We start from the raw sequence: 26,687 nt of genomic DNA, 5'->3' as shown, positions 1-26,687 counted from the left end.
ACGAGGCGCCGGAAGGAGCCACATACATTACTTAGACAGGTTGCTTCTGGCGCCTCGTCCGAGACAAATTTCAGCCCACCCGGAGGGAGATGATCCCGACCGGCGGCGAAGCTTGGGTTTTTTGACATTTACACAACATCACCCCTCATCCTGAGGTGCCGGGCAACGCCCGGCCTCGAAGGACGAGGCCACCCCGCCCCGCCCCTCAAGCCCCGCGCTCCTCCCCGGGCCGATCCCGCTCAAACCGTTCCTCGACCGGAAACTCCGGGAGCCAGCTCTCCCGCCGGATCGTCCAGAGCTCGTAGCCCGGCTGGAACACATTGATGTCATCAAAGGCCCCGAGGTTCACCTCGATCTCGGTGCCGCTGCGGTTGAAAACCCTGGAGCCGCAGATGGCGCAGAAGCAACGACCGTCATACATCTGCGGTTCGCCCGCGATCCGCACCTGGCCTTCCGGATAGATCGCCGACGCATGGAACAGCGCGCCGTGATATTTCCGGCAATCCAGACAATGGCAGATGCCGACGCGATCGGGATCACCCTCGGCCTCGAACCGCACCTTGCCGCAGACGCAGCCGCCCGAAAGAATCGCCATATCCGTTCCCCTTCCCTGAACCGGCAGTCTGCCACAAATGAAAGATGGCCGCAGCTTTCGCCGCGGCCATCTTCAAACTCGGAATTGGCGGATCGGTTTCCCGATCAGGCAGCCAGTGCCTTGGCGATCTGACCGCGCAGGGTACCGAGATCCTTGGCAAAGCCGCGAATGCCTTCGGCGAGCTTTTCGGTCGCCATGGCATCCTCGTTCATCGCCCAGCGGAAGGCCTTCTCGTCGAGCGAGACATGCGGCTCCGCCTTGACGCTGTCGGGCGACAAAGCGCGCTTCAGCGTGCCCTCGGCGGCATTCAGCTCGTCGAGCAGCTGCGGGCTGATCGTCAGGCGATCGCAACCGGCCAGCGCTTCGATTTCGCCGGCATTGCGGAAGGAGGCACCCATGACGATCGTGCCGATGCCGTTGGCCTTGTAATAATTGTAGATCGAGCGGACGGAGACGACGCCCGGATCGGTCTCGGAGGTGTAGTCCTCACCGGTCGACTTCTTGTACCAGTCGAGGATGCGGCCGACGAAGGGCGAGATCAGAAACACCTTGGCTTCGGCGCAGGCAATCGCCTGGGCCTTGGAGAAGAGCAGCGTCAGATTGCAGTCGATGCCTTCCTTCTGCAGCACTTCGGCGGCGCGAATGCCTTCCCAGGTAGACGCGAGCTTGATCAGGATGCGGTCCTTCTCGATGCCGCGCTCCTTGTAGCCGGCGATGATCTGATGCGCCTTGTCGATCGACGCCTTGGTGTCGAAAGACAGGTCGGCATCGACTTCGGTCGAGACACGGCCCGGCACGAGAGCGGCAAGCGCTGCACCGACGGAGATCGCCATGCGGTCGGCAATCGCGCCGATCACGGCATCATCCTTGCCGCCCTTAGCCTTGCCCCAGGTGATCGCTTCCTGGAAGGCATCCTTGAAGGCGTCGGTGCCGAGCGCCTTCAGGACGATCGACGGATTGGTGGTGCAATCGACCGGCTTCAGGCGGGCGACGGCCTCGATGTCACCGGTATCGGCGACCACGGTCGTCATGGAACGAAGCTGTTCGAGTTTCGAGGTCATCGGGTCATCCTTCGGCTGCGCGAAATGGGTTGGCGACCGACGGAGGACCACCGGTCTTGTGCCCGGACTATCGCCATCCGATGATGGCAAAGTCAAGACATATGTCCTTTGAATTTGACATAAGTATCATGAAAACGGATAGTGGCGCCTGGAAGTTCCCGATACGAGAGAGATCTTGGCGAAGCTCAGACGCGACACCCATTCGACTTATTCGGACGCGAGCGCCCTGCGCATCCGCGCGGCCTGGCTCTATTACAACGAGGGCCTGACGCAGAAGGACGTGGCCGACCGCCTGGGCATCAGCCGCTCGACGGTGATCCGCATGCTGGACGAGGCGCGAAAACGCGCCGAAGTGCAGATCTGGATCAGCGATGGCGTCGCCGATTGCGTCGAACTCGCCGTCCGGCTGGAAAAGGCCTATGGCCTCGACGAAGCGGTCGTCGTGCCCTCGCCGGACAAGGAGGACGCCGGATCGATCGCCAAGGCCGTGGGCCTGGCCCTCGGCCAGTTCTTGACCGAGGTCATCACCAACGACATGACGATCGGCGTCGGCTGGGGCCGCACCATGACCGCTTCGCTGTCAGGATTCCGCCCGCCGAACCGCGAGAACTGCAAGGTCGTCTCGCTGCTCGGCGGCATCGTTGCGGTGCGCCAGACCAATCCGATCGACTACACTTGGCGGCTGGCAAGCCAGCTCGGCGCGGAATGCTACATGTTCCTCGCCCCCCTGCTCGTCGATTCCGTGACGACCAAGCAGGCGCTGATCGAAGAATGCGGCCTGAAGGCGATCTATGATCTGGCTGAAAACCTCGACCTCGCCATCGTCTCCTGCGGCGATATCGGCCCGCACTCAACCTCGCTGTCGGAAGGCTTCATCAGCCAGCAGACGCTGACCGAACTGGTCGAGGCCGGCTGCGTCTGCGACACCATGTTCAACTTCCTCGACGCCGACGGAAACTCGGTCGCCCACCCGATCAACCAGCGTGTGATGTCCGTCGATCTCGATACGCTGAAGAAGGCGAAACACATCGTGCTGTCGTCGGGCGGTGCGCATCGTGCAAAGGCGATCCGGGCGACGATCAGAAGGATCGGATGCAATACGCTAATTACCGATGAAGCGGCGGCGCGGGAGTTGCTGGGGCTGGCGGATTAGGGATAGTGTAACGGCGTTAAACTCGCCAGTGGCGAGAAAATGCTTTCATTGCCCCGGGAATTCCATTTTGGCTCAGCGTCTTCTACGTCAGTTCCGCTACGGCAGGACCTTCGCCTTCCTCAGACGCCTCACAAGCAGCCGGTCGAAGAGCATCCGCGCCGTGCGCAAACTCTATCGGGACTATGGCCTGGAAAACCGCCCCTGCGTCTTGTGTGGCGGACGCGAATTCACCCTGATCTGCGAGGGCGACAGGTATGGCTTCGACCTCGACAAGCAGATCTGCGACCACTGCGGCCTCGTGCAAACCAGTCCGGCGGTCAAGAAGGACTTCCTGGACGTCTTTTACCGCGACCACTACCGCCGCCTTTATACAAAGCGCAACGATGTCGATCACGCCCGTCTGGTGGACGAACAGAGGCAGAAGGGTGAGCGTTTCCTGGGCTATCTTGAGACGACGTCCGTCGCCGCGAGCCTGAAGGATCTCGCCGTCATCGAAATGGGCTGTTCTTCGGGGGGCATCCTGGATGAATTCAGAACCCGGTGCCGCAGCGTCCAGGGCTGCGATCTCGATATCGAGGCAATACGTTACGGCAAGGAACAGCTGGAGCTCGACCTGGAAGTTGCCGAATTCCCGACACATCTCCCCGACGGACCGCGACTCTTCATCCTCTCGCATGTCCTGGAACACACGCATGATCCGCTCGCATCGATGAAGCAGATCAAGACCTTGATGGCAGCAGAGGATTACCTGTTCATCGAGGTCCCTGGCATCAACATGGTCGCCGAAGGCGACTACAAGCACGACTTGAAGTCGTACTTCCATCTTGCCCATGTCTGCGACTTCTCGGAAGGCACGCTGCGCGCACTCGCCGCTCGCGCCGGCTATGAGGTGATCAGTTGCAACGAGACAGTCACAGCACTGCTGCGCCCCTCAAACGAAGCGGAATTGCCATGGCAGCGCAGCGAGAAGGATACACCGGAAAACATTCTTCGGATCGACGCAACCCGCAAAGGCCGCTAATCGGCCCGAAGACCGCCTCACCCCTTGCCCGCTTCCCATCCCAGCATCGCCCGCTTGCGCGTCAGACCCCAGTGATACCCCGTCAGCGCGCCGCTCTTTCCCAGTGCCCGGTGGCACGGCACGACAAACGAGATCGGATTGCGGCCGACGGCGGCACCGACGGCCCGGCTGGCGGTCGGCTGGCCGATCTTCTGGGCGATATCGGAATAGGTGACGGCGCGCCCGAGCGGAATTTCCAGCAGACTTTCCCAGACGCGGATCTGGAAATCGGAGCCGATCAGGACGACCCGCAAGGGCTCCTCCGCCGACCACCGCTCGGGATGGAAGACACGTGCCGCGTAAGGCGCCGTGGCCTCGATGTCCTCGACATAATGCGCATTCGGCCAGCGCTGAGCCATGTCGTCGAAACAGGCGACCTCGCCACCGGGATCGGCAAAGGCAAGGCCCGCCAGCCCGCGGTCGGTGATCATCACAAGCGCCAGTCCGAAGGGCGAGGGATGAAAGCCATGGCGGATGGTAAGCCCCGCCCCGCGCGCCTTCCACTCGCCCGGACTCATCGCCTCGTGGGTGACGAAGAGGTCATGCAGACGGCCCGGCCCGGAGAGACCGAGTTCCAGCGAGGTTTCGAGCAGCGGCAGTTCCTCGCGGCCGAGCAGCCGCTTGGCATGATCGAGCGTGACAGCCTGCAGGAAAGCCTTCGGCGAAAGCCCGGCCCAGCGCGTGAACGTCTTCTGCAACTGCGTCGGCGACTGGCCGAGCCGATCCGCGATCAGTTCCAGCGACGGCTGGCTCTGATAGTCGAGCGTCAGCATCTCGATCACCTGGCGCACGGTCTCGTAATCCGTTCCGTCGGGCGTGATGTCGGTGGTGCGGGAAAGGTCGATCTGTTGCGCGAGCGTCATGGCAAAATCCTCATCTTGCGCAGACTTCACCATGGGCAAAACCATTATGCCACCCGTTTCTTGCGCCGGAAGCTAGAGGCTTCAGATGCGCTGCTTGGCTGTCGCCAAGGCGCCCTTGAAGGCCTTGGCGAAACTTTCGCGATCATCGGGGTTGAGGAAGGAGCCGATATCGGTCCGCCGCCCCTCGCCGGCCACACCCATGGAGGTGATGCCGAACTCCTCGTGACGCTTGACGAAGAAACGCGCCCAAAGCGTCTTGAAGCGATGTTCGGTCATCCGGCCGGCCGGCGTGTATTTCCGGATCGACAGGTTGGTGCGTGACACCGTCACCTCTTCGCGAGCCCGCGCGGCGCGGTAGTTCAGCCAGAAGGCGCCGTAGAGCAGCACAAAATCGAGCCCGAAAAACAGGCCGATCGGCCAGGCCCCGGTCGCCATGAAAAAACCGGCATGCACCAGGCAGACGATCCCGGTGATCGCAAACAGCACACGGTAACCCTTGCGGCCGAGCGACCGATAAGGAGTCAACTCTGCGGCGAAAATTGGCTGGTCTGCAGCCTGCTCGACATTGCCTTCCACGATTGCACCCGACTATAGGTTTTGCATGACTGAAGCGAAGCCGAAATCCAGCACCCAAACCTTGAAAAAGTCAAATCCGGAGACCCGTCGCAAGCCGGCGACACGCGGTCGCACGGCCTATTCGCGGGCCGAACTGGAGGAGATTTTTCGCCGCTTCTCGATCCAGAGGCCGGAGCCCAAGGGCGAGCTGGAACACGTCAACCCCTTCACGCTGGTGGTTGCCGTGGCACTCTCCGCCCAGGCGACCGACGCAGGCGTCAACAAAGCGACACGCGCCCTTTTCAAGGTGGCCGACACGCCGGAAAAGATGCTTGAACTGGGCGAAGAAAAGGTCCGCGACTATATCAAGACCATCGGGCTTTACCGCAACAAGGCGAAGAACGTCATCGCCCTGTCCCGGAAGCTGGTCGACGACTTCGGCAGCGTCGTGCCGCGTACACGCGAAGAGCTGGTGACCCTGCCGGGGGTGGGCCGAAAGACCGCCAATGTGGTGATGTCCATGGCCTTCGGCATCCCGACCATGGCGGTCGACACGCATATTCTCCGGATCGGCAACCGCATCAAGCTCGCGCCCGGCAAGACGCCTGACGAGGTTGAAGCCATCCTGATGCGGATTATTCCCGAGCAGTATCTGTTCCACGCCCATCACTGGCTGATCCTGCATGGCCGCTACTGTTGCAAGGCCAGGCGTCCCGAATGCGAACGCTGCGTGATTGCCGACATCTGCAAGTCGCCGGAAAAGACGGTGGATGTGCCGGCCCCGCTGGTCGAACTGCCGCCGCAGGCAATCAGCGCCGTGGAATAATGCTCAGCGCGCGAGCGCCCCATCCCGCGCCGCGAGCGCCTTGTGCAGATGCACCATCAAGCCTGCAGCAAAAAGCGGCGTCAGCAGGTTGAGGATCGGCACCGCGAGGAAGGCTGCAATCACGAGACCGGCCATGAACACCGTTCCCGAATGCCTTGACCGCAACAGCTTCGCCTCCTCCACCGAGCGGAAGCGCATGGCGGCGAATTCGAAGAATTCCCGGCCGAGCAGATAGCCGTTGACCAGGAAGAAGGCGAGGATGTTGACGCCCGGAATGAACAGCAGCATCAGCGCAATCAGGTTGCCGACAATGACGACGCCGAAGAACTTGATCGAGGCAAGGATCGCCTCGCCGATTGGCATGGCCTTGCCCGGCGGGTCGTTGGGATAATCCCGTTTCTCGACCACCTCGGCCACATCGTCGAGAAAGAGGCCGGCGATGATCGCGGTCACCGGCGAGAGCAGAAGAGCAAGACCCAGGGCAAGCCCGATGCTGGCGAGGATGCCGAAGACGAAGGTGAGCCACCCCGCCCAGGCCGGAAGATCGGGCACGAAACCTTCGATGAAGGGCATGACGAAGGCGATGAAGCTCTCGCGCAGACCGAACCACAAGCCGATCAAGACGAGGACCGTGAGGCCCAGCGTCTTCCAGAAAACGGAGCGCGTTTCCGGCGCAAAGAGATTGCGCAGGGAAAGCGCGGCAGCATCGAATATCATCAGGGCCTCCTTCGAACTTGGCCATGATGTAGGAGCGATGGTTCCCCACTGCAATCGGCGCCGTGGCGCGTGAGATCAGCCGAGGCGGTAGAGTGCCGGGCGCCGGTCGGCAAAATAGGGGTTCTGCGATTTGGCACCGGCATAGGCGGAAGTATCCACCTCCGCCACCAGCAGGGTCTCGCGCAAGCCAGCCCGCGCCAGTTCGTCGCCATCGGGGGCCAGGATCACCGAGCGTCCGCCATAGGACAGATCGTTCTCGGTGCCGCAGAGATCGGCATAAACGAGGAAGACGCCATTTTCGAGCGCCCGCGCCGGCACCACGGTATCGGCAATCCGCCGGCTGATGATGCCGTCCGGCAGCGCCGTCGGCACGATCACAAGTTCGGCTCCGGCCAGCGCCAGCGTGCGAACGTTTTCCGGGAACTCCACATCGTAGCAGATCAGCATCCCGGCCTTGATGCCACCGATCTCGAACACATGCGGCGCCTCGTCGCCGGGTGCAAAGGCCGCCCTTTCACCGTCGCCGTAAAGATGGCTCTTGCGGTAGAATTCGGCCGAGCCGTCCGGCCGCACGAGCACGGCGGAATTGAACACGCGGTTGCCGTCGCGCTCGGGAAAGCCCGCACAGATGGCAAGCCCGCAATCGGCCGCGATCTCCGTCAGCGCGCCGACAATCGAACCGTCCCGTCCCTCGGCGAGGTCTTCGAAGGCAGCCCCCTGTGCATAGCCGCTGGTCCCCAGTTCCGGCGTTACCAAAAGTTCGGCACCCATCTCGGCAGCGGCCATCGCCGCCTGGGCGATCTTGCCGATATTGCCGGGCACATCGCCGGAGATCGGCTGCATCTGGTAGAGGGAAATCAACATGCGGCACCTGTCGGACTGAGGGGTTTTCGCTAGACTTGAACCTCTTGGATAGCCGAGACAAGCGGCAACTCCAAGGCACGGAATGCGACCCGTCGGAATGCTTTGCAGAGGCACACGGCGAGTGGATCAAAAACCGCTCAGAACCGTTGTATCGCAGGCATCGACGAAAGCCGGCCATGTGGCCGGCGCGCGGTGGTCTGGGGAACGAGAAACATCATGGACAACCTTCGGGTGGGCAACCTCGAATCGCTCGACATTGCGCAGCGCACGACGGATGCGTCGGCAGCAACGAAATTCAGCGGCCGGACGATCCTGATCCTGATCGGGGTCGCGGTCATCCTGAAGGTTGGTCAGGAGATCCTGGTCCCGCTGGCGCTCGCACTTCTCCTCACCTTCGCCCTTGCGCCGATCGTTTCGTTTCTCCGCAAGCGTTCGGTGCCGAAGATCGTGGCCGTCATCTTTGCGGTTGTCTCCGCGTTTTCCGCCATTGCCCTGTTCAGCTTCCTGGTCGCGACCCAGGTGTCGAACCTCGCCGAAAACATCCCGACCTATCAACGCAACATCGTCGACAAGGTCCAGTCTCTGCGTGCGGCAGGTTCCGGCAACGGCGTGATCGAACATCTGAGCCGTGTCGCCGAGCGGGTCGGTTCGGAACTGCAGATCCGCGCCGAGGAAAGCCAGGAGGCCGAAGCCGTTCCCCCGGCCGTGGACCGCGATCCCCTGCCCGTCGAAATCATCACGCGGTCGAACCCGATCCAGACGCTCGGCAATCTGATCCTGCCGCTGATCAGTCCCTTCGCGACGGCCGGCCTCGTCGTAGTCCTCGTCATCTTCATGCTGCTGGAGCGCGAGGATCTGCGCGACCGGTTCATCCGTCTGGTCGGCCTCGGGGATCTGCACCGCACCACGTCTGCCCTTCAGGATGCCGGCCGGCGCGTCGGTCGATATCTGCTGATGCAGCTGGTGGTGAACACGCTTTATGCCGTGCCGATCACGCTCGGGCTCTGGATCCTCGGCATTCCCAACGCCCTCCTCTGGGGCCTGCTGACGCTCGTCCTGCGTTTCGTGCCCTATATCGGCCCGGTCATCGGCATGGTCCTGCCGCTCTTCCTGGCGCTCGCGATTGCCCCCGGCTGGTCGCTGGTGCTGTGGGTCGCCGCTCTCTTCGCCACCGTCGAACTGATCAGCAACAACGTCATCGAGCCCTGGCTTTACGGCGCCCATACCGGCCTGTCGCCGCTGGCGATCATCGTCTCCGCGATCTTCTGGTCATGGCTCTGGGGGCCGCTGGGGCTGATGCTCTCGACCCCGCTCACCGTCTGTCTTGTGGTCCTGGGCCGCCACGTGCCGCAATTCGCCTTCCTCGACGTGCTGCTCGGCAACGAAGCCGTCCTCGAACCGCATGAAAAGCTCTATCAGCGCCTGCTGGCCGGGGACCCGAGCGAGGCGACGGACAATGCCGAGGAGTATCTCGAGGAGGAATATCTCGCAGATTATTACGAAAAAGTCGGCCTGCCCGCCCTGCTGCTCGCCGAAGTGGACCGCCAGCGCGGCGTGATGAGCGACGTGCAGCTGCACCAGTTTGCAACCAATTGCCGCGCGCTTGTCGAAAACCTCTCGGACATCGCCGAGGAAGAGGAAAACGAGGACATCCAGCCCCCGGATGCGCTGGAGAAGCAGGATCCGGCCCATGCCGAGGAACTGCCCGATGGCGAGGGTCGGACCGTGCTTTGCCTCGGCGGACGCGGTGCCATGGATGATGCCGCCGCCGCCATGCTGGCGCAGGTCCTGGAAGTCCAGGGGGCAACGGTCTATTCCGGAACCCATGCGGATCTGACCGCGCGCCCGGCCGTGCAGCCCCGCATTGAAGGCGTCGAGACGGTCATCATCGCCTTCTTGAACGGCAACTCGAAGTCGCATGCCCGCCTGATGGTCCGTCGGGTCAAGCGGCTGAGGGCAGATGTGCGGGTCGGCATCATGATTCCGCTTGCCAACGGCACCGATCATCCCCGGATCGAGGCTGCGGAGATCGGTGCCGACTTCGTCTGCCAGAGCATGTCGCAGACGGTGATCGATGCCCTCACGGTTGCGCCACCCGTCAGCCTGCAGGTGCCCGTGCGCCGGGCGGCACGGCCGCGCGCACGCCTGGTCAAGGCGGTGGTCTGAGGAGCGGAGCCGCCTTTTCAGCGCAATGGGCGGCCAGAATGCCGCACATCCGTTGCCTTTCCGGCCCGGAAGCTTATCTTGCCGGCATGACATTTCGTTTCGCCACAGACTTGACCGCATGATCTGGGTCGCGGCCGCCTTGGCGCTGATCGCCATTTTCCTCCTTCGAAAGCGCGTATTGGCGATCGGCTTTGCCGTCGCGATTGCGGCAATCGCCGGGCTGATCTGGTTCTTCACCGAATCCGACTCGCGCCGCCAGAGCAATGAAAACGCAGCCGTCACGGTCAGTGCCGTGGGCGACCCCAGGATCTGCGTCGATCCGGCGCTGCCGGTCGCCGTCACCTTCACCAATGGTGCAGACCGCGCCATCAACCGCCTGTCCTTCGACCTGATCGGCATGCCGCAGGGGAAGACTGCCGTGGTCTATCGCGGTTTTCTGCGCGATGACCAGCTGATTGCGCCCGGCCAGACCGTGACCCGTTGCTACGCCCTGCTCTTCCACGGCTTTTCACATCCGCGCCCGGCCATCATCGATGCGACGAAATATGACTGGAATGCCCGGATCACGCTGCTCGATTTCGGCCAGGGCCCGCAATCGTGACCGGCGCGACAAGCGCTCGGCAGATGCTCTCGGCATCGACGCGGGTCAGCGCCGGAATGTAGGGCAAACTCAGGCGGCGAGCGCCGTCTCCGCAAGCGTCACCCAGTAGCTTATCCCGTAAGGGATCGCCTCGTCATTGAAGTCATAGGCTGAGTTGTGCAGGTTGGCCGTGTCGCCATTGCCGATGAAGACGAAAGCCCCTGGCCGCGCTTCCAGCATATAGGAAAAATCCTCGGCCCCCATGGCCGGCGGGAATTCGTCGCTGACCGCTTGCGTGCCGGCCACCTTGCGCATCACGTCGAGCGCGAAGGCCGTTTCGGTGGCGTGGTTGAAGGTGACGGGATAGCCGCGGTGATAGCTGACCTGCGCCTGTGCGCCCATGGCCATGGCGATCCCGGTCGCGATTTCCTTGATCCGGGTTTCCGCCATGTCGCGCAGTTCCGGCAGAAGCGTGCGCACGGTGCCGGACAGTTTGACGCCGTCGGGAATGACATTATAGGCGTCGCCCCCGTGGATCTTGGTGACGGTGACGACGACCGACTTCAGCGGGTCGGTCTCGCGCGCCGCGATTGACTGCAGCGCCACCACCACCTGGGCCGCCGCCAGCACCGGATCGATCGATTTGTGCGGCTGCGCGGCATGGCCGCTGCGCCCGTTGATCTGGATGTCGAACTGGTCGGCCGCCGCCATCACCGAGCCCTTGCGGGTGGCAAAGGTGCCGACCGCCATGCCCGGATGATTGTGCATGCCATAGACCTCGGAGATGGCGAAATTCTCCATCAGGCCGTCGCGCACCATTTCGCGCGCACCGCCACCGCCCTCTTCCGCCGGCTGGAAGATGACCGCGATAGAGCCCTTGAAATTGCGGGTTTCCGCCAGATGTTTCGCCGCGCCCAGCAGCATCGCGGTATGCCCGTCATGTCCGCAGGCATGCATCTTGCCGGGCGTCTTCGATGACCAGGCCTTGCCCGATACCTCGTGGATCGGCAGGGCATCCATGTCAGCGCGGAAACCGATCACCGGACCATCGCCGCGATTGCCCTTGATGATGCCCACCACGCCGGTGCGGCCGATCCCCGTCTTCACCAGATCGCAGCCGATTTCCTTGAGCTTGTCAGCCACGAAGGCGGCCGTGCCATGCACGTCGAACAGCAGTTCCGGATGCTGGTGCAGATGCCGCCGCCATTCGGCGACTTCGGGCTGAAGCTCGCTGGCACGGTTGATGACGGGCATGAAAGACCTCTTGAAACGCGGCGTCCGGATGAAATATCACCAACAGTGTTTCCGCGATCAGCCGCTTTGGCAAGGCGCAAATGCCGTTTTGCATCGAAATGAAGCGCCCGCCTGCATGGCCCGAGGTTCAGCCACGCAGACCGGAAAAGCCTCTCAGCGCCGCCCCAGCATCCACCGCGCCACGAACCAGCTGCCGCAGGCCCAGACGGTTCCGGCCGCCCATCCGCCGAGCACGTCGGTCGGGTAATGCACGCCGAGATAGATGCGGCTGAGGCCGATGATCAGCGTCAGCACCACCGCGACCAGCGGGAAAAAGTAACGCAGCGAAGGCTGCTCCTCGATGCGCGACAGCATGGCGCCGAGCGTCAGATAGGTGATCGCCGAGAGCATGGCATGGCCGCTCGGAAAGCTCATGTCGGTGACTTCGACGAGATGCTGCACCACTTCCGGCCTTGGGCGGGCGATGCCGATCTTGATCGCGCTGCTGAGAGCCCAGCCGCCGAGGATCGATCCCGTGACGAAGAGCGCCGTGCGATATTTGCGGCGCAGCGCCAGATAGACGACGACGAGCGTGACGATCAGCGTCAGCACGGTCACGCCGCCGAGTGCGGTGATGTCGACCATCATCTTGGTGAGCCATGTGGGGCCAATCGGCAGGGCCGGATCGGTCGGATCGCGCAACGCCAGAAGCACGCCCTCATCGAAGGCCCGCGTCTCGCCCTCCAGCACCTCGCCCGTCAGTTCGAACAGAAAATAGGCGACCAGAGCCGCCACCAGAGCCGTCAGCCAGACCCGGGCTTCGGCCGCCGAGGCGATACGGGTGATATGGTGCTTGATACGCTGCATGGGCGAGTTCCTGTTCGGTGGCATTATGGCTTACATCGCGTCGGAGGGCGGCGGCGTCAACCCGAGGCGGTCCGGCAAATCTGGGCGGGTTGAGGTATTGGGGGAGACGGCGGGCCTTTGTGGGGGATTTAACCCCCTCTGTCCTGCCGGACATCTCCCCCTCAAGGGGGGAGATCGGATGGGGCGGGCCGCTTGATCTCAACGAAGCTCCGTCCCCATGGTACCGGTATCGCCATGCTTTCTGCGTCGACGTCACGTTGCCCGGACGGTTGCGGTGGTCGAGACATCCTCCACGCGCCGATCTCCCCCCTTGAGGGGGAGATGTCCGGCAGGACAGAGGGGGGTACCCTGCGGCAAAAGCCATCGACCAAGCAATCGAGACGTCCAACCACCTTGATCTTCTCCCCCACCCCCGCCACTCTCCGCAGATGAACCGGAGTCCATCAATTGTCCCTCGTCAAAGCCCTCATTACGATTCTCCTGTTGACAGTTGCTGCCGCCTGTTTCGGGGCAACGGCCCTGTTTGGCTTTGCAGGGCTTGCCGCGTGGACGGATTATCAGAACTTGGGCTGCCCCGGCGCAAACCAATGCAGCGATGCGATCTCCGTGATGTGGACTGCAAGCATAGTGGTACCGTTTTCGCTCGCACTGGCTGTCGGCATCGTTCGTTTCCGATGGAAGAACAGCCCCTGGCGCGCTGGACGAAGCCTCTGAACTTCGCCACTCTCCGCCCACCCATCCGGAGACACGCCTCATGCCCCACGGCCCGCTCAACCTCCTGACCGACATCGACGGCCTCGCCGTCGGCCATGCGACCGATCTGGCGCTCGGCTCGGGCGTCACAGTCATCCTCTTCGACGAACCGGCGACCGCCTCCGGCACGGTGCTCGGCGGCGCGCCGGGCGGGCGGGATGTGAGCCTGCTCGATCCCTCGATGACGGTGCAACAAGTCGATGCCTTCGTGCTTTCGGGCGGCTCGGCCTTCGGGCTTGATGCGGCGGGCGGCGTGCAATCGGGCCTAAGGGCGGCAGGCCGCGGCTTTGCCGTGGGCTCGGTGCGCGTGCCGATCGTGCCGCAGGCGATCCTGATGGATCTCCTGAATGGCGGCGACAAGGGCTGGGGCCTGCATGCGCCCTATCGCGACCTCGGCTATCAAGCCTACCAGAACGCCGCCAAAGGCGCTTTCCCGCTCGGCACAGTCGGCGCGGGGACGGGTGCCACGACGGCCAATTGCAAGGGCGGCCTCGGCTCGGCGAGCGCGGTCTCGTCATCGGGGCATACGATCGCGGCCCTCGTTGCCGTCAATGCCATGGGCTCGGTGACCGTGGGCGACGGCCCGCAGTTCTGGGCGGCCCCCTTCGAAGAGGCGGACGAATTCGGCGGGCTCGGCCAGCCCGCTCATGTCAGCACCGAGGACCGGGCCATGCGTATCAAGGGCCTGCGGCTGACGGCGACGACCATCGGTGCGGTCGTGACCGATTGCGTTTTGTCGAAACCCGAACTGCACCGTCTGTCGCTGTCGGCCCATGATGGCCTCGCCCGCGCCGTGCTGCCCGCCCACCTGCCGCTCGACGGCGACACTGTCTTTGCCGCCTCGACCGGCAGGCGTCAGGGCAATGGGGTCGCCGATATGCTGGAGCTTTGCCATCTGGCGACTTTGGTGACGGCGCGGGCGATTGCGCGCGGGGTGTATGAGGCTGTGGCGCTGCCGTATGCGGATGCGCAGCCTTCCTGGCGTGACAGGTGGGGGTGATCTGTTTTCCCCTCACCCTGAGGCGCCCGACAAAGTCGGGCCTCGAAGGGCGAGGCCACTGCCGCACGAAGCGCATCATCATCACTTCGGCACAAGTGATATAAAGCCGCTGGATGCTTCGAGGCCCGCGCTGCACGCGGGCACCTCAGCATGAGGGAACAGCCCCCACCCCAAGACTTTCGCCCCACTACCCCTTGACCCAAGTCAAGGACATCCCACCCTTCCCCGAGGAGATTGCAGGCCAAGGTTGATCACGCGGCTGACGCAGATCATCCGCAGGATGATAAGAGACCGGAAGGGAGGCTGGTCGGACAATGGAAGACGAAAGCGACATGGAAAGACCAGTGCTCACCAACCGCACCTTCGACGAGTTGAAGCTCGGCGATGCCGCGAGCCTCAGCCGCATGATCGGCCCTGACGACATCGAACTCTTTGCGGCATTGTCGGGTGACAACAATCCGGTGCCGCTTGGCCAGTCGCTGATCCCGGCGGGCATGATCTCGGCCGTGCTCGACACCCGCCTGCCCGGCCCCGGCACGGTTTATCTCGGCCAAGATCTGGAATTCTGGAAGGAGATTGCAACGGGCGACCGGATCACCGCGACGGTGACGCTGATGAAGAAGGAAAGCGACGGACGCACGCTGGTCTTCGACACGCGCTGCGTGAACCAGAACGGCGAACCTGTTCTCGTGGGCAAGGCCCGTGTGCGGGCGCCGGAAACCCGCATCAGCTGGTCGGAAAACCTGCCCCCCGATGTCTCGCTGCAGCGGCACGACCGTTTTGACGCCATCGTCGCCGAAGCCCGCAGCCTGCCGATGGTGAAGACCGCCCTTGTCCACCCCTGCTCGCCGGAAGCGATCGAGGCGGCTGTCGAAATCCGCGACGAAGGTCTGCTGGAGCCGATCCTGATCGGTCCGGAGGCCAAGATCCGGGCGGCGGCCGAAAAGGCCGGTATTTCGATCGCCGGGCTCGAAATCCTTCACACCGAACACAGCCATGCGGCCGCAGCCCTTGCCGTGGAACTCGCCGTCGCCGGCAAGGTCGGCTCGGTGATGAAGGGCAGCCTGCATTCCGACGAGCTGCTCGGCGCCGTGGTCGGCAGCGGCTCGGGGCTGAAGACCGAACGCCGTGTCAGCCATGTCTATGTCATGGATGTGCCGGCCTATTCCAAGCTGCTGATCGTCACCGATGCCGCGATCAACATCGCGCCGACGCTCGAGCACAAGCGCGACATCTGCCAGAACGCCGTGGATCTCATGCATATGCTGGGCGTGGCCGAGCCCAAGGTCGCGGTGCTGGCCGCCGTCGAGACGGTCAACGACAAGATGCCGGCGACGCTGGAGGCAGCGGCTCTCACCGTCATGGCGGCGCGCGGCCAGATCCGGGGTGCCAAGGTCGACGGCCCGCTCGCCTTCGACAATGCGATCAGCATGGAAGCCGCCCGCACCAAGGGCATCGTTTCGCCGGTGGCGGGTGACGCCGACATCCTGCTGGTGCCGGATCTCGAAGCCGGCAACATGCTGGCCAAGCAGCTCCTCTATTTCGCCAATGCGGATGCCGCTGGCCTGGTGCTCGGCGCCCGTGTGCCCGTGATCCTTACCAGCCGCTCCGACAGCCTGCGTGTGCGCATCGCCTCGGCAGCCCTCGCCAAACTCGTCGCCGCCAAGAAGGCCGCAGCCCTTGCCCTGGGTCCGATGGCATGAGCCAGAAACTGCTGCTCACCTTCAATGCCGGCTCGTCCACGGTGAAGATCGGCATTTTCGCCCGCGAACAAAATGGGGCAAAGCGCATCGGCAAGGGTCTCATCGACTTTCGCGCCGAGCCGCTGACCTTTCACCTGATCGAGGGTCCAAAAATCTTCGACGTGCCGCTGGTGGCAAAGACCGATGACCTGCTGCACGACGTCTTGGAAGAGGTCTTCGACTGGCTCGGTGAACACTATGATCTCGACGCCGTCTCGGCGGTCGGACATCGGGTGGTGCATGGCGGCGATCTTTTTGGCGAGGCCGTGAGGATCGATGACACGAGCCTCGCCGGCATCGAGAGCCTGGTGACGCTGGCGCCGCTGCACCAGCCGCAGAACCTGCGCCTGATCCGCGCGATTGCCGAGCTGAAACCCGGCATGCCGCAGACCGCCTCTTTCGACACCGCCTTTCACCGCACCCAGTCCGATGTTGTCAGACGCTTCGCCATCCCGCGCGACTGGTTCGACAAGGGCGTGAAGCGCTACGGCTTTCACGGGCTGTCCTATGCCTATATCGCCGGGGCGCTGAAGGCGCTGGACCCGGAACGGGCCGGCGGCCGCGCAGTCGTTGCCCATCTCGGCTCCGGCGCCAGCCTTTGCGCGCTGGAACATGGCGTGAGCCGCGACACCTCGATGGGCTTTTCCACCATCGACGGCGTGCCGATGGCCACCCGTTCCGGCGCCATCGACCCCGGCGTGCTCTTTCATCTCGTCGAGGCGCATGGAATGAGCGTCAAACAGGTGGAGGAGATGATCTACAAACAGTCCGGCCTGCTCGGCCTGTCCGGCATCAGCGCCGACAGCAGGGTCCTGCTGGAAACCCCTTCGAAGGAGGCGTGCGAGGCTCTGGATGTCTTCACCTTCCGCATTGCAGGCGAAGTGGCACGTCTGGCCGCCACGCTCGGTGGCCTCGATACGCTGGTCTTCACGGCCGGCATCGGCGAGAACCAGCCGACGATTCGCCGGTCGGTGGTCGAGCGCCTGCGCTTCCTCGGCCTTCTGCTCGATGGGGATAGGAACGACCGCAACGAAGGGGTCATTTCGCGTGAGGAAAGCCGGGTCAAGGTGCGCGTCATCGCAACCGACGAGGAGCAGGTGATCGCCGACGACTGCCTGCGGCTGGACGCGCAGGACAACGCACCGCTTTATCGCGTGCTCTGACACCAAAGCGTCATGAAACGCGCCTAGAGACGCTTCGACTGCGAGCGGATGGAGGCGAGTCATGCTGCGACAGACGGATGCGACGGGTGAAACCTTCGAAGCGGCGCGCGGTGAGGTGCTGATCCTCTCCAATGCCCGCGTGGTGACATCAGGCCATGTCTTGCACGGTTCCGTGGTGATCGAAGACGGCCGGATCGTCGAGGTCCACGAAGGCCCCTCGCGTCATGCGGCATCGATCGACTTTGCCGGCGACTATCTGCTGCCCGGTTTGGTCGACATCCACACCGACCACTTCGAAAAGCACCTGTATCCCCGCGCCCATGTGCGCTGGGATTTCATGCGCGCCGCCTTGGCCCACGACGCCCAGATCATCGGCGGCGGTGTGACCACCGTCTTCGACAGCCTCTGCGTCGGCGCCACCACCGACAATCCGGAGCGGGCGCAAATCCTGAAACCGATGATCGAGGCGCTGGAGCAGGCTCAAAGCTCTGGCATGCTGAGGGCCGAACATCTCGTCCACCTGCGCTGCGAACTGACGGACCCGGCAACCCCGGCGCTGACGGCGGAGAACATCGACCGGGAGATTGTTCGCGTGCTCTCGATCATGGAACACCTGCCCGGCATCCGCCAGAGCCGCGATATCGAGGCCTATGTCGCGAGAGCCTGCAAATCGACCGGCGAAAGCCCGGCACTGGTGCGCGAGAAGATCAAGATGCTCGTCGCCGAGAAGAGCCACTTTGCGGCCATGACACGGCCGGAGGTCGTGGCACTCGCCCGCGCCCGCTCCATGCCGCTGATGAGCCATGACGATACTGACGTGGCCCATATCGAGGAAGGGCTGGCGGAGGGCGTGTCGATCTCCGAATTCCCCTGCTCGATGGAGGCGGCACAAGCGGCACGCGATGCCGGCATGCGCATCGTCGCCGGTGCGCCGAACCTTGTGCGCGGCGGCTCGCAATCCGGCAACATTGCCGTGCGCGATCTGCTCGCGGACAAGCTGGTCGATATCCTCGCGTCGGATTACGTGCCGCGCTCGATGCTGGATGCGGCCTTCATGATCTCTGCCGATCCCGGTCTCGACTACGACCTGCCGAGCGCCGTTGCTCTGGTGACGCGCAACCCGGCGCTCGCCGGCAATCTCGCGGACCGCGGCGCGATCGAGATCGGCCTCAAAGCCGACCTGATCCGCGTCGATCTGCAGGACGGCCATCCCTTCGTGAAGTCCGCCTGGCGCTCGGGCCATCGCGTCGCCTGAAAGAGCCTCGACCGGGACCGCTCAGACGCGCCGAAAGCCTTCGCTCGCCGTCATCAGCTGGCGGGTATAATCGGTCGAGAAATCGCCGTCGCGCAGCTGCCCGACGCTGAGCGTCTCGACGATCTTGCCGGATTTCATCACCGCCAGATGCTCGCACATATGGCTGATGACCGCGAGGTCGTGGCTGACCATGACGAAGGTCAGACCCCGATCCCGACGCACCTGTTCGAGCAGATTGAGGATTTCCGCCTGGATCGAGGCATCGAGCGCCGAGGTCGGCTCGTCGAGCAGCAGCACCTTCGGCTCGAGGATCAGCGCGCGGGCAATCGCGATGCGCTGGCGCTGGCCGCCGGACAGCTGGTGCGAAAAACGGAAGCGGAAGCCGGCACCCAGGCCCACTTCGTCGAGCGCCCGCGCGATGCGCGTTTCGGCATCGGAGAACCCGTGGATCGTCAGGGGCTCGCGCAGCAACCGGTCCACCGTCTGGCGTGGATGCAGCGAGCCATAGGGGTCCTGAAAGACCATCTGCACCTGGCGATAGAATTCCTTGTCGCGCTTGCGGCCCTCATAGAGCCTGCCGTTGACCGACAGGATGCCGCTGCTGAAGGAATTCAGCCCGGCCACGGCCCGAAGCAGCGTGGATTTGCCGGAGCCGGATTCGCCGACGATGCCGAAGGAGGCACCGTCCTCCACATCGACGCTGACGCTGTCGAGCGCCCGGTAGCCGTCGAAGCTGACGACCATGTCCCTGATGGCGAGCACTGGCCTCATAGCTTCCACTCCGCCTGGCGGGAGAGCACCGGCAGCGGATGTCGGTCGGCGGCGATCTGCGGCAGGCATTCGAGCAGTCCTCGGGTGTAGGGATGTTGCGCCTCCCGGAGCCGCGTCGCCTCGATCTCCTCGACCACCCGGCCGGCATACATGACGAGCACCCGGTCGCAGAAGGACGAGACGAGCCTGAGGTCGTGGCTGATGAAGATCAGCCCCATGCCGCGATCACGCACCAGCGCATCGAGAATGGCGAGCACTTCGAGCTGCACCGTCACGTCGAGGGCCGAGGTCGGTTCGTCGGCGATCAGCAGTTCCGGCCCGCAGATCAGCATCATCGCGATCATCACGCGCTGGCCCATGCCGCCGGAGACTTCATGCGGATAGAGATCGAAGACCCGCTCCGGATTGCGGATCTGCACCGCTTCCAGCATGGCGAGCGCCCGCTTGTGCGCCTCGCCGGACGATACCTTTTCATGGGTACGGAGCGTCTCCATGATCTGGCGCCCGACGGTCATGACCGGGTTCAGCGAGTATTTCGGATCCTGCAGGATCATCGCCAGCTGCTTGCCGCGCAGCGAGCGGCGGCGAGCGGGGCTGGCGGTCAGGAGATCGGTATCGCCGAACTGCAGCCGGTCGGCCGTGATCCTCGCCTGGGGGGAAGTCAGCCCCATGATGGCTCGTCCCGTCTGCGACTTGCCGGAGCCGGACTCACCGACAATGCCGAGACGTTCACGCCCGAGCGTGAAGGACACCCCGCGCACCGCCTCGACGAGGCCGGTGCGGGTCGGGAAGCTGACGCGGAGATTTTCGACGGTCAGAAGCGCGCTCATTGGCCGGCCTCCTTCGGATCGAGCGCATCGCGCAGACCATCGCCCAGAAGATTGAAGCCGAGCGACACGACCAGAATGGCAAAACCCGGCATGGCCGCGACCCACCATTGATCGAGGATGAAGCGGCGACCGGACGCGATCATCGCGCCCCATTCCGGCAGCGGCGGCTGTGCGCCGAGGCCGAGGAAACCGAGGCCGGCAGCCGTGAGGATGATGCCGGCCATGTCGAGCGTGACGCGCACGATGACCGAGGAGAGACACAGCGGCACGATATGCGACAGCACGATCCGGAGCGGCGAGGCGCCCATGAGCTGTACCGCCGCGATGAAATCCGAGTTGCGGAAGGTCAGCGTTTCGGCCCGCGCGATACGGGCATAGGGCGGCCAGGAGGTGATGGCGATGGCGAGAACCGCATTCTCGATACCGGGGCCGAGCGCTGCGACCAATGCGAGCGCCAGCACGAGCTTCGGGAAGGCGAGGAAGATGTCGGTGATGCGCATCAAGACGCCATCGACCCAGCCGCCGGCATAACCGGCGATCGTGCCGACGATCAGGCCAACGGGTGCGGCGATGATAGCAACCAGCGCCACGACGAACAGCGTCAGCCGCGAGCCGTGGATGAGGCGCGAGAGGATGTCGCGGCCCTGGTCGTCGGTGCCGAGCAGATATCCGGCACTGCCGGGCGGCAGAAGGCGGGCGTTGCGCAGGTCACCCTGAACAGGCGAATGCGGCGCCAGCACATCGGCAAAGGCGGCGACGAACAGAAGCGCGATCAGAATGGCGAGGCCCGCCAGCGCCAGCCGGTTTTCGGCGAAGCGCTGCCAGATGATATAGGCGCGCCCACAACGGGCCTGCAGGCGGGATTGCGGCCGGTCTGACGTGAGCCAGCCTTTCCAGGTCAGTTCGGAAGCGGAGACGGGTGTGGTCATCGGCTGCGCGTCCTCGGATCCAGCATGCGATAGAGAATATCCGACAGAAGATTGATGCCGATGAAGACGGATCCGATCACGATCGTCCCGCCGAGCACGGCGTTCAAGTCGGCATTCTGCAGCGAATTGGTGATGTAGAGCCCAAGCCCCGGCCAGGAGAAGATCGTTTCCGTCAGCACCGACCCTTCGAGCAGTCCGGCATAGGAGAGTGCAATGACCGTGACCAGCGGCACTGCGGCATTGCGCAGCGCATGGAACCAGATGATCCGGGTTTCGCTCAGGCCCTTGGCACGGGCAGCGACGATGTATTCCTGCGCCAGCTCGTTGAGCATGAAGGAGCGCGTCATGCGGCTGATATAGGCCATGGAGAAATAGCCGAGCAGACCGCCAGGCAGGATGATGTGGCGGAAGAGATCCCACAACACGTCCCATTGCCGCTGCATGGCGGCATCGAGCAGGAAGAAGCCGGTGACAGGGGTGAAGCTGTACTCGTAGACGATATCGACACGGCCGGGATAGGCAACCCAGTTGAGCTTGGCATAGAAGAGCAGCAGCGCCAGAAGCCCGAGCCAGAAGATCGGCACGGAATAGCCGATGAGGCCGACGACCCGCACCATCTGGTCGGCGATCGAGCCGCGCTTGACGGCGGCGAGCACGCCGAGCGGAACGCCGAGCACGGCGCCGATGATCGTGCCGACGGTGGCAAGTTCGATGGTGGCCGGAAAGACGCGGGCGATGTCCTTCATGACCGGATTGGTGGTGAGCACCGATACGCCGAAATCACCCGACAGTGCCTGGCGGACATAGATGATGAACTGCTCCCAGAGCGGCAGGTTGAGGCCGAGCTCCTCGCGCACGCGCTCGACGACATGCGACGGCGCCCGATCGCCGACGATGGCGAGCGCCGGATCGATCGGCACCACGCGGCCGATGAAGAAGGTGACGGCCAGAAGGCCGAGATAGGTGGTCACCACCGTCAGCAGAAACTTGCCAACGGCGATGGCGATCGCAGAGGCGCGCCTGGAAGCGCGCCTCTCGTCGACCTGGCTGTCCACGGAGGTCAAGGACGACTATTCCTTGGTGACCGTGTTGACATAGTTGGTGTCGAAGCTCGGGCCGAGCTTGTAGCTCTGCACCTTGCTCGAATAGCCGGCGATTTCCGTCTGCTGGAAGATCACCACGAACGGGCCGGACGCAAGCACCTGCTTCTGCAGGTCTTCGTAGATCGCCGCACGCTTGGCCGTATCCTTCTCGAGCAGGGCAGCCGCCGTCTTGGTGGACAGTTCCTTCGGATCCCAGGCATTGCGCCAGGCGAGCGTCTTGTTCGTGCCTTCGTCGGAATTGTCAGGGTTGAAGGTGAAGGTCTCGGCGTTCGAGTTCGGGTCGAAATAGTCCGAGCCCCACTGGCCGATATAGATGTCGTGCTGACGCGCACGGTACTTCGTCAGCGTCTGCTTGCCGTCGCCCGGGATGATTTCCAGCTTGATGCCCGCCTGGGCGAGCGTCTGCTGGACGTTTTCGGCAATGCCCGTCACGGGCTGCGTGTTGCGCACGTCCATGGTGACGGTGAAGCCGTCGGCGAGACCAGCCTTGGCCAGCAGTTCCTTCGCCTTGGCGACGTCGAGCTTGTACGGATTGTCGTCGAGCGCGCCGAGCTGGCCGGATGGCAGGAAGGTCTGGTGGATCGTGCCGATGCCCTTGATCAGGGTTTCGCCGAGCGCGTCGTAATCGACGAGGTACTTGAAGGCCTCGATGACTTCGGGCTTGGCCAGGTTCGGGTTCTTCTGGTTGAGGCTGAAGTAGTAGAGCGTGCCCTTCGGTGCCGAAGTGGTGGCGATGCCGTCCTTCTTGGCAACGGCATCGAAATCGCCCGGATCGAGGTTGCGGGCAACGTCGATGTCACCGTTTTCCAGTGCCAGGCGCTGGCCGGAGCTTTCCTTCATGTAGCGATAGATGACGCGGGCGAGCTTGGCCTTTTCGCCGTAATAGTTGTCGTTGCGCTCAAGCACGACGACTTCATTGGCGCGCCATTCGCGGATCTTGAACGGGCCGGAACCGGCATAGCCGGTCTTCAGGAACTCGTTGCCGAAGTCCGTGTCGTATTTGTATTCCTCGGTCGGCGTAACAGGCTTGGCATTCTCCATCACGACCTTCTTGTCGACGACGGAGGCGACGGTGGCCGTCAGGACGTTGAGCACGAAGCTCGGGGCATAGGGCTTGTCGACGGTCAGCACGAAGGTGGATTCGTCGGCCGCCTTGGCCTTTTCCGTGACATTGTCGCCGCTCAGACCGAACTGGGTCAGCAGGAAGGCCGGCGACTTGTCGAGCTTGATGACACGTTCGAAGGAGAAGGCAACGTCTTCAGCGGTGATCGGATTACCCGACGCGAAAGTGAGGTTCGGCTTCAGCTTGAACGTATAGGTCAGGCCGTCCTCGGACACATCCCAGCTTTCGGCGAGGTCGCTGACGATCTTCGACGTATCGGCCGGATCGAGCGCCACGAGCTTGCTATAGGTGTTGGCGGTGATCTCCGCCGTCGAGAGTTCGAAGGCTTCACCCGGATCAAGCGTGATGATGTCGTCGATCGCCCAGGCCTGGACGAGCGTATCCGCCGGGGTCGCAGCATAGGCCTGCGGCGCAACCGCGACCATGAGTGCCAGCATCGCGCTGGTCGTCAGAAGTTTGAGGCGCTTGTCGAACATTGTCATCGTTACGGTTCCCTTCTTGGTTTTTATGGGTATGCCAGTATGAACTTATTCGTGCCAGGCGGAAGCCAGCACCCGCAGCCAGTTTTCGCGGCAGATCTTGTCGAGATCACCGGCACTGTAACCGGCGGCACCAAGCGCTTCCACCAGTCGGTGGTTGCCGGAGGCATCGGCGATGGCAGCCGGTATCGTCGCGCCGTCGAAGTCCGAGCCGAGCGCGACACAGTCGATCCCCATGCGTTCGACCAGATGGTCGATATGCCGGACCATCAGCGAGATCGGCGTATCCGCGTTGTCGCCCCCGTCCGGCCTTAACATGGTCACGGCATAGTTCAGCCCGACCAGACCCCGGCTCTCGCGGATCGCGTCGAGCTGCTTGTCGGTCAGGTTGCGCGCCACCGGCGTCATCGCATGCACGTTGGAGTGGCTGGCGATCAGCGGCTGGTCGCTCAGTTTCGCCACGTCCCAGAAGCCCTGTTCGGTGATGTGGGCGAGATCGATCAGGATGCCGAGCTTGTTGCAGCGGCGGACCAGCTCGCGACCGAGATCGGTGAGGCCGGGACCGGTATCCGGAGAACTGGGGAAGGCAAACGGCACCCCATGCCCGAAGATGTTGTGGCGGCTCCACACAGGCCCGAGCGAGCGGAGCCCGGCGGCGTAGAAAACCTCGAGCGCATCGAGATTGGCGTCGATCGCCTCGCAGCCTTCCATGTGCAGGACAGCTGCGAAACCACCATCCGCCATCACCTTGCGGATTTCGGCCGTGCTGCGGCACAGCGTCCAGGCGCCGGCGCGATCCAGCTGGCGGGCGATCGCGATCATCTCCAGCGCGATGTCGAGCGAGGGCGACCGCTCCAGCGGCGGATCGAGCGGTGTCAGATAGTGACCGTCGGCATCCGGCTCCTTCAGCACGAAATCATGCGGCGACGGGATATAGACGGCACACAGCCCGCCTGCCAGGCCACCGCGTTTGGCGCGCGGCCCGTCAATGTGGCCGGCCGTTGTGCCCTGAGCGAACTCCTTCACAGGGTCGGCGCCGTCCTTGCGGCTGCGCCAGAGGCGAAGGAGAACGTCGTTATGGCCGTCGAAGACAAGGTTCATGAAAATGAATTCCGTAGTTCGGTCGCGTCAGTGAGAGGATCCCATGCCCAGAGAGAGGCGACGGGGCTGGATAAACAGTAGCTTGGCAAGCCCATCAAATCGTAGGGCCAAATTGCCCTCCCATTCAAGAGTGAAAAAGATTTACTCCAGAGCATCCTGCGCCAGGGAGGGTACGCGGTCCAGCCAGTCGGTCGCCGCCTCGTAAAAGGCGGCAACGGAAAGCACCCGCGCATCGGCTCGCGGCGGCCCGATCAGCTGGAAACCATTCGGCAGGCCGCCCTCGGAGAAGCCGGCCGGCAGCGCTGCCACAGGCAGGCCGGCCATGCTCGGGCCGATCACCACCTCCATCCAGCGGTGATAGGTATCCATGTGGCGTCCGGCGATTTCACGCGGCCAGGGAATGTCGGCATCGAAGGGGAAGACCTGTGCGGCCGGTGCGATCAGATAGTCGAAACGCTCGAAGAGCTTCAGCATCGCCTGATACCAGGCGGTCCGGATGGCGGAGGCTTCGAAGACATCGGCGGACGAGGCCCGCAGACCGTTCCGCACCTCATAGAGGATTTCCGGCTTGAGCGATCCCCGCCGGGCCGGATCTTCATAGGTGTCACGCATGCTGCCGGCGGTGAAGACGCTGCGCAGCGTCGTCCAGGCCCACCACAGCCGTTCCATATCGAAGGCGGGCGCCGCCGCCTCGACAGAAAAACCCATGGCTTCGAAAATACCGAGAGCCTTTTCATTGAGCGCGAGGACACCCGGCTCGAAGGGCAGATACCCGGAAAAATCACCCAGCCAGCCGATCCGGCCGCCCTTGCGCGCAAGGTCGGGATCAATGGTGACGGGTCCACTCTCGAAGGAGGACGGATCACGCGGATCGAAGCCGGACTGGATGTTCAAAAGCAGCACCACGTCTTCGACGCTGCGGCCCATGGGTCCAAGCGTTGCGAGCTGATTGAGATAGGCATCCCGACCGGGAAGCGCCGGGATGCGACCGAAGCTCGGACGGAAACCGATGACATTGTTGAAGGCGGCGGGGTTTCGAAGCGACCCCATCATGTCACTGCCGTCAGCGACCGGCACCAGCCGGGCCGCAAGTGCTGCCCCCGCACCGCCACTCGACCCGCCGGCCGACTGCGCCGGGTCATACGGATTGCGGGTGACGCCGAAGACGGGATTGTAGCTGTGCGAACCGAAGCCCCATTCCGGGGTATTGGTCTTGCCAATGACGATTGCGCCTGCCGCCCGGATCCGCTCCACCTGGATGTCGTCGAAATCAGGCACGAAATCCCGGTAGAGCGGAGAGCCGTACGTGCAACGGATGCCCTTCGCCTCGCTGAGATCCTTGATGGCAATCGGCACGCCATGCAGCGCTCCCCGGATGGTGCCGGCGGCCCGCTCCCGGTCCAGCAAACGCGCTTCGGCAAGCAGTTCCTCGTTCGAGCGCAGACTGATGAGCGCGTTGATCCGGGGGTTCAGCCGTTCAATCCGTGCCAGATAATCGCGCATGACCCCTTCGGCCGAGAGCGCGCCGGACCGGAGGGAAACGGACAGCGCAGCGGCGCCAAGACGGGTGGGATCGGTCACGGGTGTCTCCGGATCAGGTGGGACCGGCGCAAGCGCCCGGCAACATGGCCCGACGATGGGATGCTTGGCCAAGCCGTGTCAAGCGGGCGGCTAAGCGCCTGCCGCAGGCCTGCCATGCGGTCCGCACAAATTTTCGCTGAAGCCAAAAATAAAAATGGTCATACGACCAAATTAGAGGCAACATGCCCCAAAATCAGGTGCGCGGACTCGACCGGACCGCGACGCCGAAGACAAGGGAACACCGGTCGGCAAAGAGCGAGATCAGCAGAAACCCTGTCATTCCGGGGCGTCTGCGGGCTCCAACGGGAGGGAGGCTC

Annotated in this window: 24 protein-coding genes; 9 read left to right on the top strand and 15 right to left on the bottom strand. The window is 63.6% G+C overall.

What is annotated here, in order from left to right:
• Positions 1-205: 205 nt before the first annotated feature.
• Positions 206-595, bottom strand: a complete 390-nt coding sequence (locus tag DMY87_RS23660; RefSeq protein ID WP_110794102.1) for a GFA family protein — start codon at positions 593-595, stop codon at positions 206-208.
• Between the two features lie 104 nt (positions 596-699).
• The gene (gene tal, locus DMY87_RS23655; RefSeq protein ID WP_110794101.1) at positions 700-1,656 is read right to left on the bottom strand and encodes a transaldolase; all 957 of its coding nucleotides are present in this window, start codon (positions 1,654-1,656) and stop codon (positions 700-702) included.
• A gap of 175 nt (positions 1,657-1,831) precedes the next feature.
• Between tal and DMY87_RS23650 the strand changes: the two genes are divergently transcribed.
• Together DMY87_RS23650 and DMY87_RS23645 are read left to right on the top strand one after the other, a co-directional pair.
• Positions 1,832-2,809: a sugar-binding transcriptional regulator gene (locus DMY87_RS23650; RefSeq protein WP_110794100.1), complete on the top strand. Its 978-nt coding sequence runs from the start codon at positions 1,832-1,834 to the stop codon at positions 2,807-2,809.
• Positions 2,810-2,876: 67 nt separating this feature from the next.
• Positions 2,877-3,830 carry a class I SAM-dependent methyltransferase gene (locus DMY87_RS23645; protein ID WP_165826442.1) on the top strand — a complete coding sequence of 318 codons (954 nt, stop codon included), beginning with the start codon at positions 2,877-2,879 and terminating at the stop codon, positions 3,828-3,830.
• A 17-nt stretch (positions 3,831-3,847) separates the two neighbouring features.
• Here the strand turns inward: DMY87_RS23645 and DMY87_RS23640 are convergent, their stop codons facing one another.
• Both DMY87_RS23640 and DMY87_RS23635 read right to left on the bottom strand, forming a co-directional pair.
• Positions 3,848-4,732 (bottom strand): methylated-DNA--[protein]-cysteine S-methyltransferase, encoded by an 885-nt coding sequence (locus tag DMY87_RS23640; protein ID WP_110794105.1) that lies wholly within the window; start codon positions 4,730-4,732, stop codon positions 3,848-3,850.
• Between the two features lie 81 nt (positions 4,733-4,813).
• Positions 4,814-5,308: a DUF2244 domain-containing protein gene (locus DMY87_RS23635; protein WP_110794098.1), complete on the bottom strand. Its 495-nt coding sequence runs from the start codon at positions 5,306-5,308 to the stop codon at positions 4,814-4,816.
• A 25-nt stretch (positions 5,309-5,333) separates the two neighbouring features.
• Here DMY87_RS23635 and nth point away from each other — a divergent pair, with 25 nt between their 5' ends.
• Complete coding sequence (gene nth, locus DMY87_RS23630) at positions 5,334-6,113, top strand: endonuclease III (RefSeq protein ID WP_110794097.1); 780 nt, start codon at positions 5,334-5,336, stop codon at positions 6,111-6,113.
• Between the two features lie 3 nt (positions 6,114-6,116).
• Here nth and DMY87_RS23625 read toward each other — a convergent pair whose 3' ends face one another.
• Both DMY87_RS23625 and DMY87_RS23620 read right to left on the bottom strand, forming a co-directional pair.
• The gene (locus DMY87_RS23625; RefSeq protein ID WP_110794096.1) at positions 6,117-6,830 is read right to left on the bottom strand and encodes a sulfate transporter family protein; all 714 of its coding nucleotides are present in this window, start codon (positions 6,828-6,830) and stop codon (positions 6,117-6,119) included.
• 75 nt (positions 6,831-6,905) lie between these two features.
• Entirely contained in the window at positions 6,906-7,694 is a 789-nt protein-coding gene (locus DMY87_RS23620) for a carbon-nitrogen hydrolase family protein (RefSeq protein WP_110794095.1), read from the bottom strand.
• A gap of 216 nt (positions 7,695-7,910) precedes the next feature.
• On the opposite strand from DMY87_RS23620, the gene DMY87_RS23615 reads away from it, so the two are divergent.
• A complete protein-coding gene (locus DMY87_RS23615) occupies positions 7,911-9,860 on the top strand; it encodes an AI-2E family transporter (RefSeq protein ID WP_110794094.1) in 1,950 nt (649 codons plus the stop codon).
• 118 nt (positions 9,861-9,978) lie between these two features.
• Entirely contained in the window at positions 9,979-10,461 is a 483-nt protein-coding gene (locus DMY87_RS23610) for a hypothetical protein (protein WP_110794093.1), read from the top strand.
• Positions 10,462-10,530: 69 nt separating this feature from the next.
• Here DMY87_RS23610 and DMY87_RS23605 read toward each other — a convergent pair whose 3' ends face one another.
• A complete protein-coding gene (locus tag DMY87_RS23605) occupies positions 10,531-11,694 on the bottom strand; it encodes a M20 aminoacylase family protein (RefSeq protein ID WP_110794092.1) in 1,164 nt (387 codons plus the stop codon).
• A 153-nt stretch (positions 11,695-11,847) separates the two neighbouring features.
• Positions 11,848-12,540, bottom strand: coding sequence for a phosphatase PAP2 family protein (locus DMY87_RS23600; RefSeq protein WP_110794091.1), 693 nt, complete (start codon positions 12,538-12,540; stop codon positions 11,848-11,850).
• A gap of 754 nt (positions 12,541-13,294) precedes the next feature.
• Here DMY87_RS23600 and DMY87_RS23585 point away from each other — a divergent pair.
• The 4 genes from DMY87_RS23585 (at position 13,295) to DMY87_RS23570 (ending at position 18,453) form a co-directional block, all read left to right on the top strand.
• Positions 13,295-14,293, top strand: coding sequence for a P1 family peptidase (locus DMY87_RS23585; RefSeq protein WP_110794089.1), 999 nt, complete (start codon positions 13,295-13,297; stop codon positions 14,291-14,293).
• Positions 14,294-14,607: 314 nt separating this feature from the next.
• Positions 14,608-15,996: a bifunctional enoyl-CoA hydratase/phosphate acetyltransferase gene (locus DMY87_RS23580; protein ID WP_110794088.1), complete on the top strand. Its 1,389-nt coding sequence runs from the start codon at positions 14,608-14,610 to the stop codon at positions 15,994-15,996.
• Entirely contained in the window at positions 15,993-17,198 is a 1,206-nt protein-coding gene (locus DMY87_RS23575) for an acetate/propionate family kinase (RefSeq protein WP_110794087.1), read from the top strand. The genes DMY87_RS23580 and DMY87_RS23575 overlap by 4 nt, the downstream gene beginning before the upstream one ends.
• A 61-nt stretch (positions 17,199-17,259) precedes the next feature.
• Positions 17,260-18,453: an alpha-D-ribose 1-methylphosphonate 5-triphosphate diphosphatase gene (locus DMY87_RS23570; protein ID WP_110794086.1), complete on the top strand. Its 1,194-nt coding sequence runs from the start codon at positions 17,260-17,262 to the stop codon at positions 18,451-18,453.
• A gap of 21 nt (positions 18,454-18,474) precedes the next feature.
• On the opposite strand, the gene DMY87_RS23565 is transcribed toward DMY87_RS23570, so the two are convergent.
• From DMY87_RS23565 to DMY87_RS23535, 7 genes are all read right to left on the bottom strand, one after another.
• Positions 18,475-19,224 carry an ABC transporter ATP-binding protein gene (locus DMY87_RS23565; RefSeq protein WP_110794085.1) on the bottom strand — a complete coding sequence of 250 codons (750 nt, stop codon included), beginning with the start codon at positions 19,222-19,224 and terminating at the stop codon, positions 18,475-18,477.
• The gene (locus DMY87_RS23560) at positions 19,221-20,054 is read right to left on the bottom strand and encodes an ABC transporter ATP-binding protein (protein ID WP_110794084.1); all 834 of its coding nucleotides are present in this window, start codon (positions 20,052-20,054) and stop codon (positions 19,221-19,223) included. Before DMY87_RS23560 ends, DMY87_RS23565 begins: the two co-directional genes overlap by 4 nt.
• Entirely contained in the window at positions 20,051-20,983 is a 933-nt protein-coding gene (locus DMY87_RS23555; protein WP_110794083.1) for an ABC transporter permease, read from the bottom strand. Before DMY87_RS23555 ends, DMY87_RS23560 begins: the two co-directional genes overlap by 4 nt.
• Complete coding sequence (locus tag DMY87_RS23550; protein ID WP_110794082.1) at positions 20,980-22,047, bottom strand: ABC transporter permease; 1,068 nt, start codon at positions 22,045-22,047, stop codon at positions 20,980-20,982. Before DMY87_RS23550 ends, DMY87_RS23555 begins: the two co-directional genes overlap by 4 nt.
• Before the next feature lie 6 nt (positions 22,048-22,053).
• On the bottom strand, positions 22,054-23,691 hold the full coding sequence (locus DMY87_RS23545; protein WP_110794081.1) for an ABC transporter substrate-binding protein: 1,638 nt from the start codon (positions 23,689-23,691) through the stop codon (positions 22,054-22,056).
• Positions 23,692-23,736: 45 nt separating this feature from the next.
• Complete coding sequence (locus DMY87_RS23540; RefSeq protein ID WP_110794080.1) at positions 23,737-24,789, bottom strand: dipeptidase; 1,053 nt, start codon at positions 24,787-24,789, stop codon at positions 23,737-23,739.
• Between the two features lie 141 nt (positions 24,790-24,930).
• On the bottom strand, positions 24,931-26,370 hold the full coding sequence (locus DMY87_RS23535; RefSeq protein ID WP_110794079.1) for an amidase: 1,440 nt from the start codon (positions 26,368-26,370) through the stop codon (positions 24,931-24,933).
• Between the last annotated feature and the right edge of the window lie 317 nt (positions 26,371-26,687).

Origin of the sequence: Peteryoungia wuzhouensis, assembly GCF_003205195.1 — a bacterium.
GTDB lineage: Bacteria > Pseudomonadota > Alphaproteobacteria > Rhizobiales > Rhizobiaceae > Allorhizobium > Allorhizobium wuzhouense.
The sequence above is the reverse complement of the archived record's forward strand: the minus strand, read 5'-3'. Positions and strand labels throughout refer to the sequence as shown.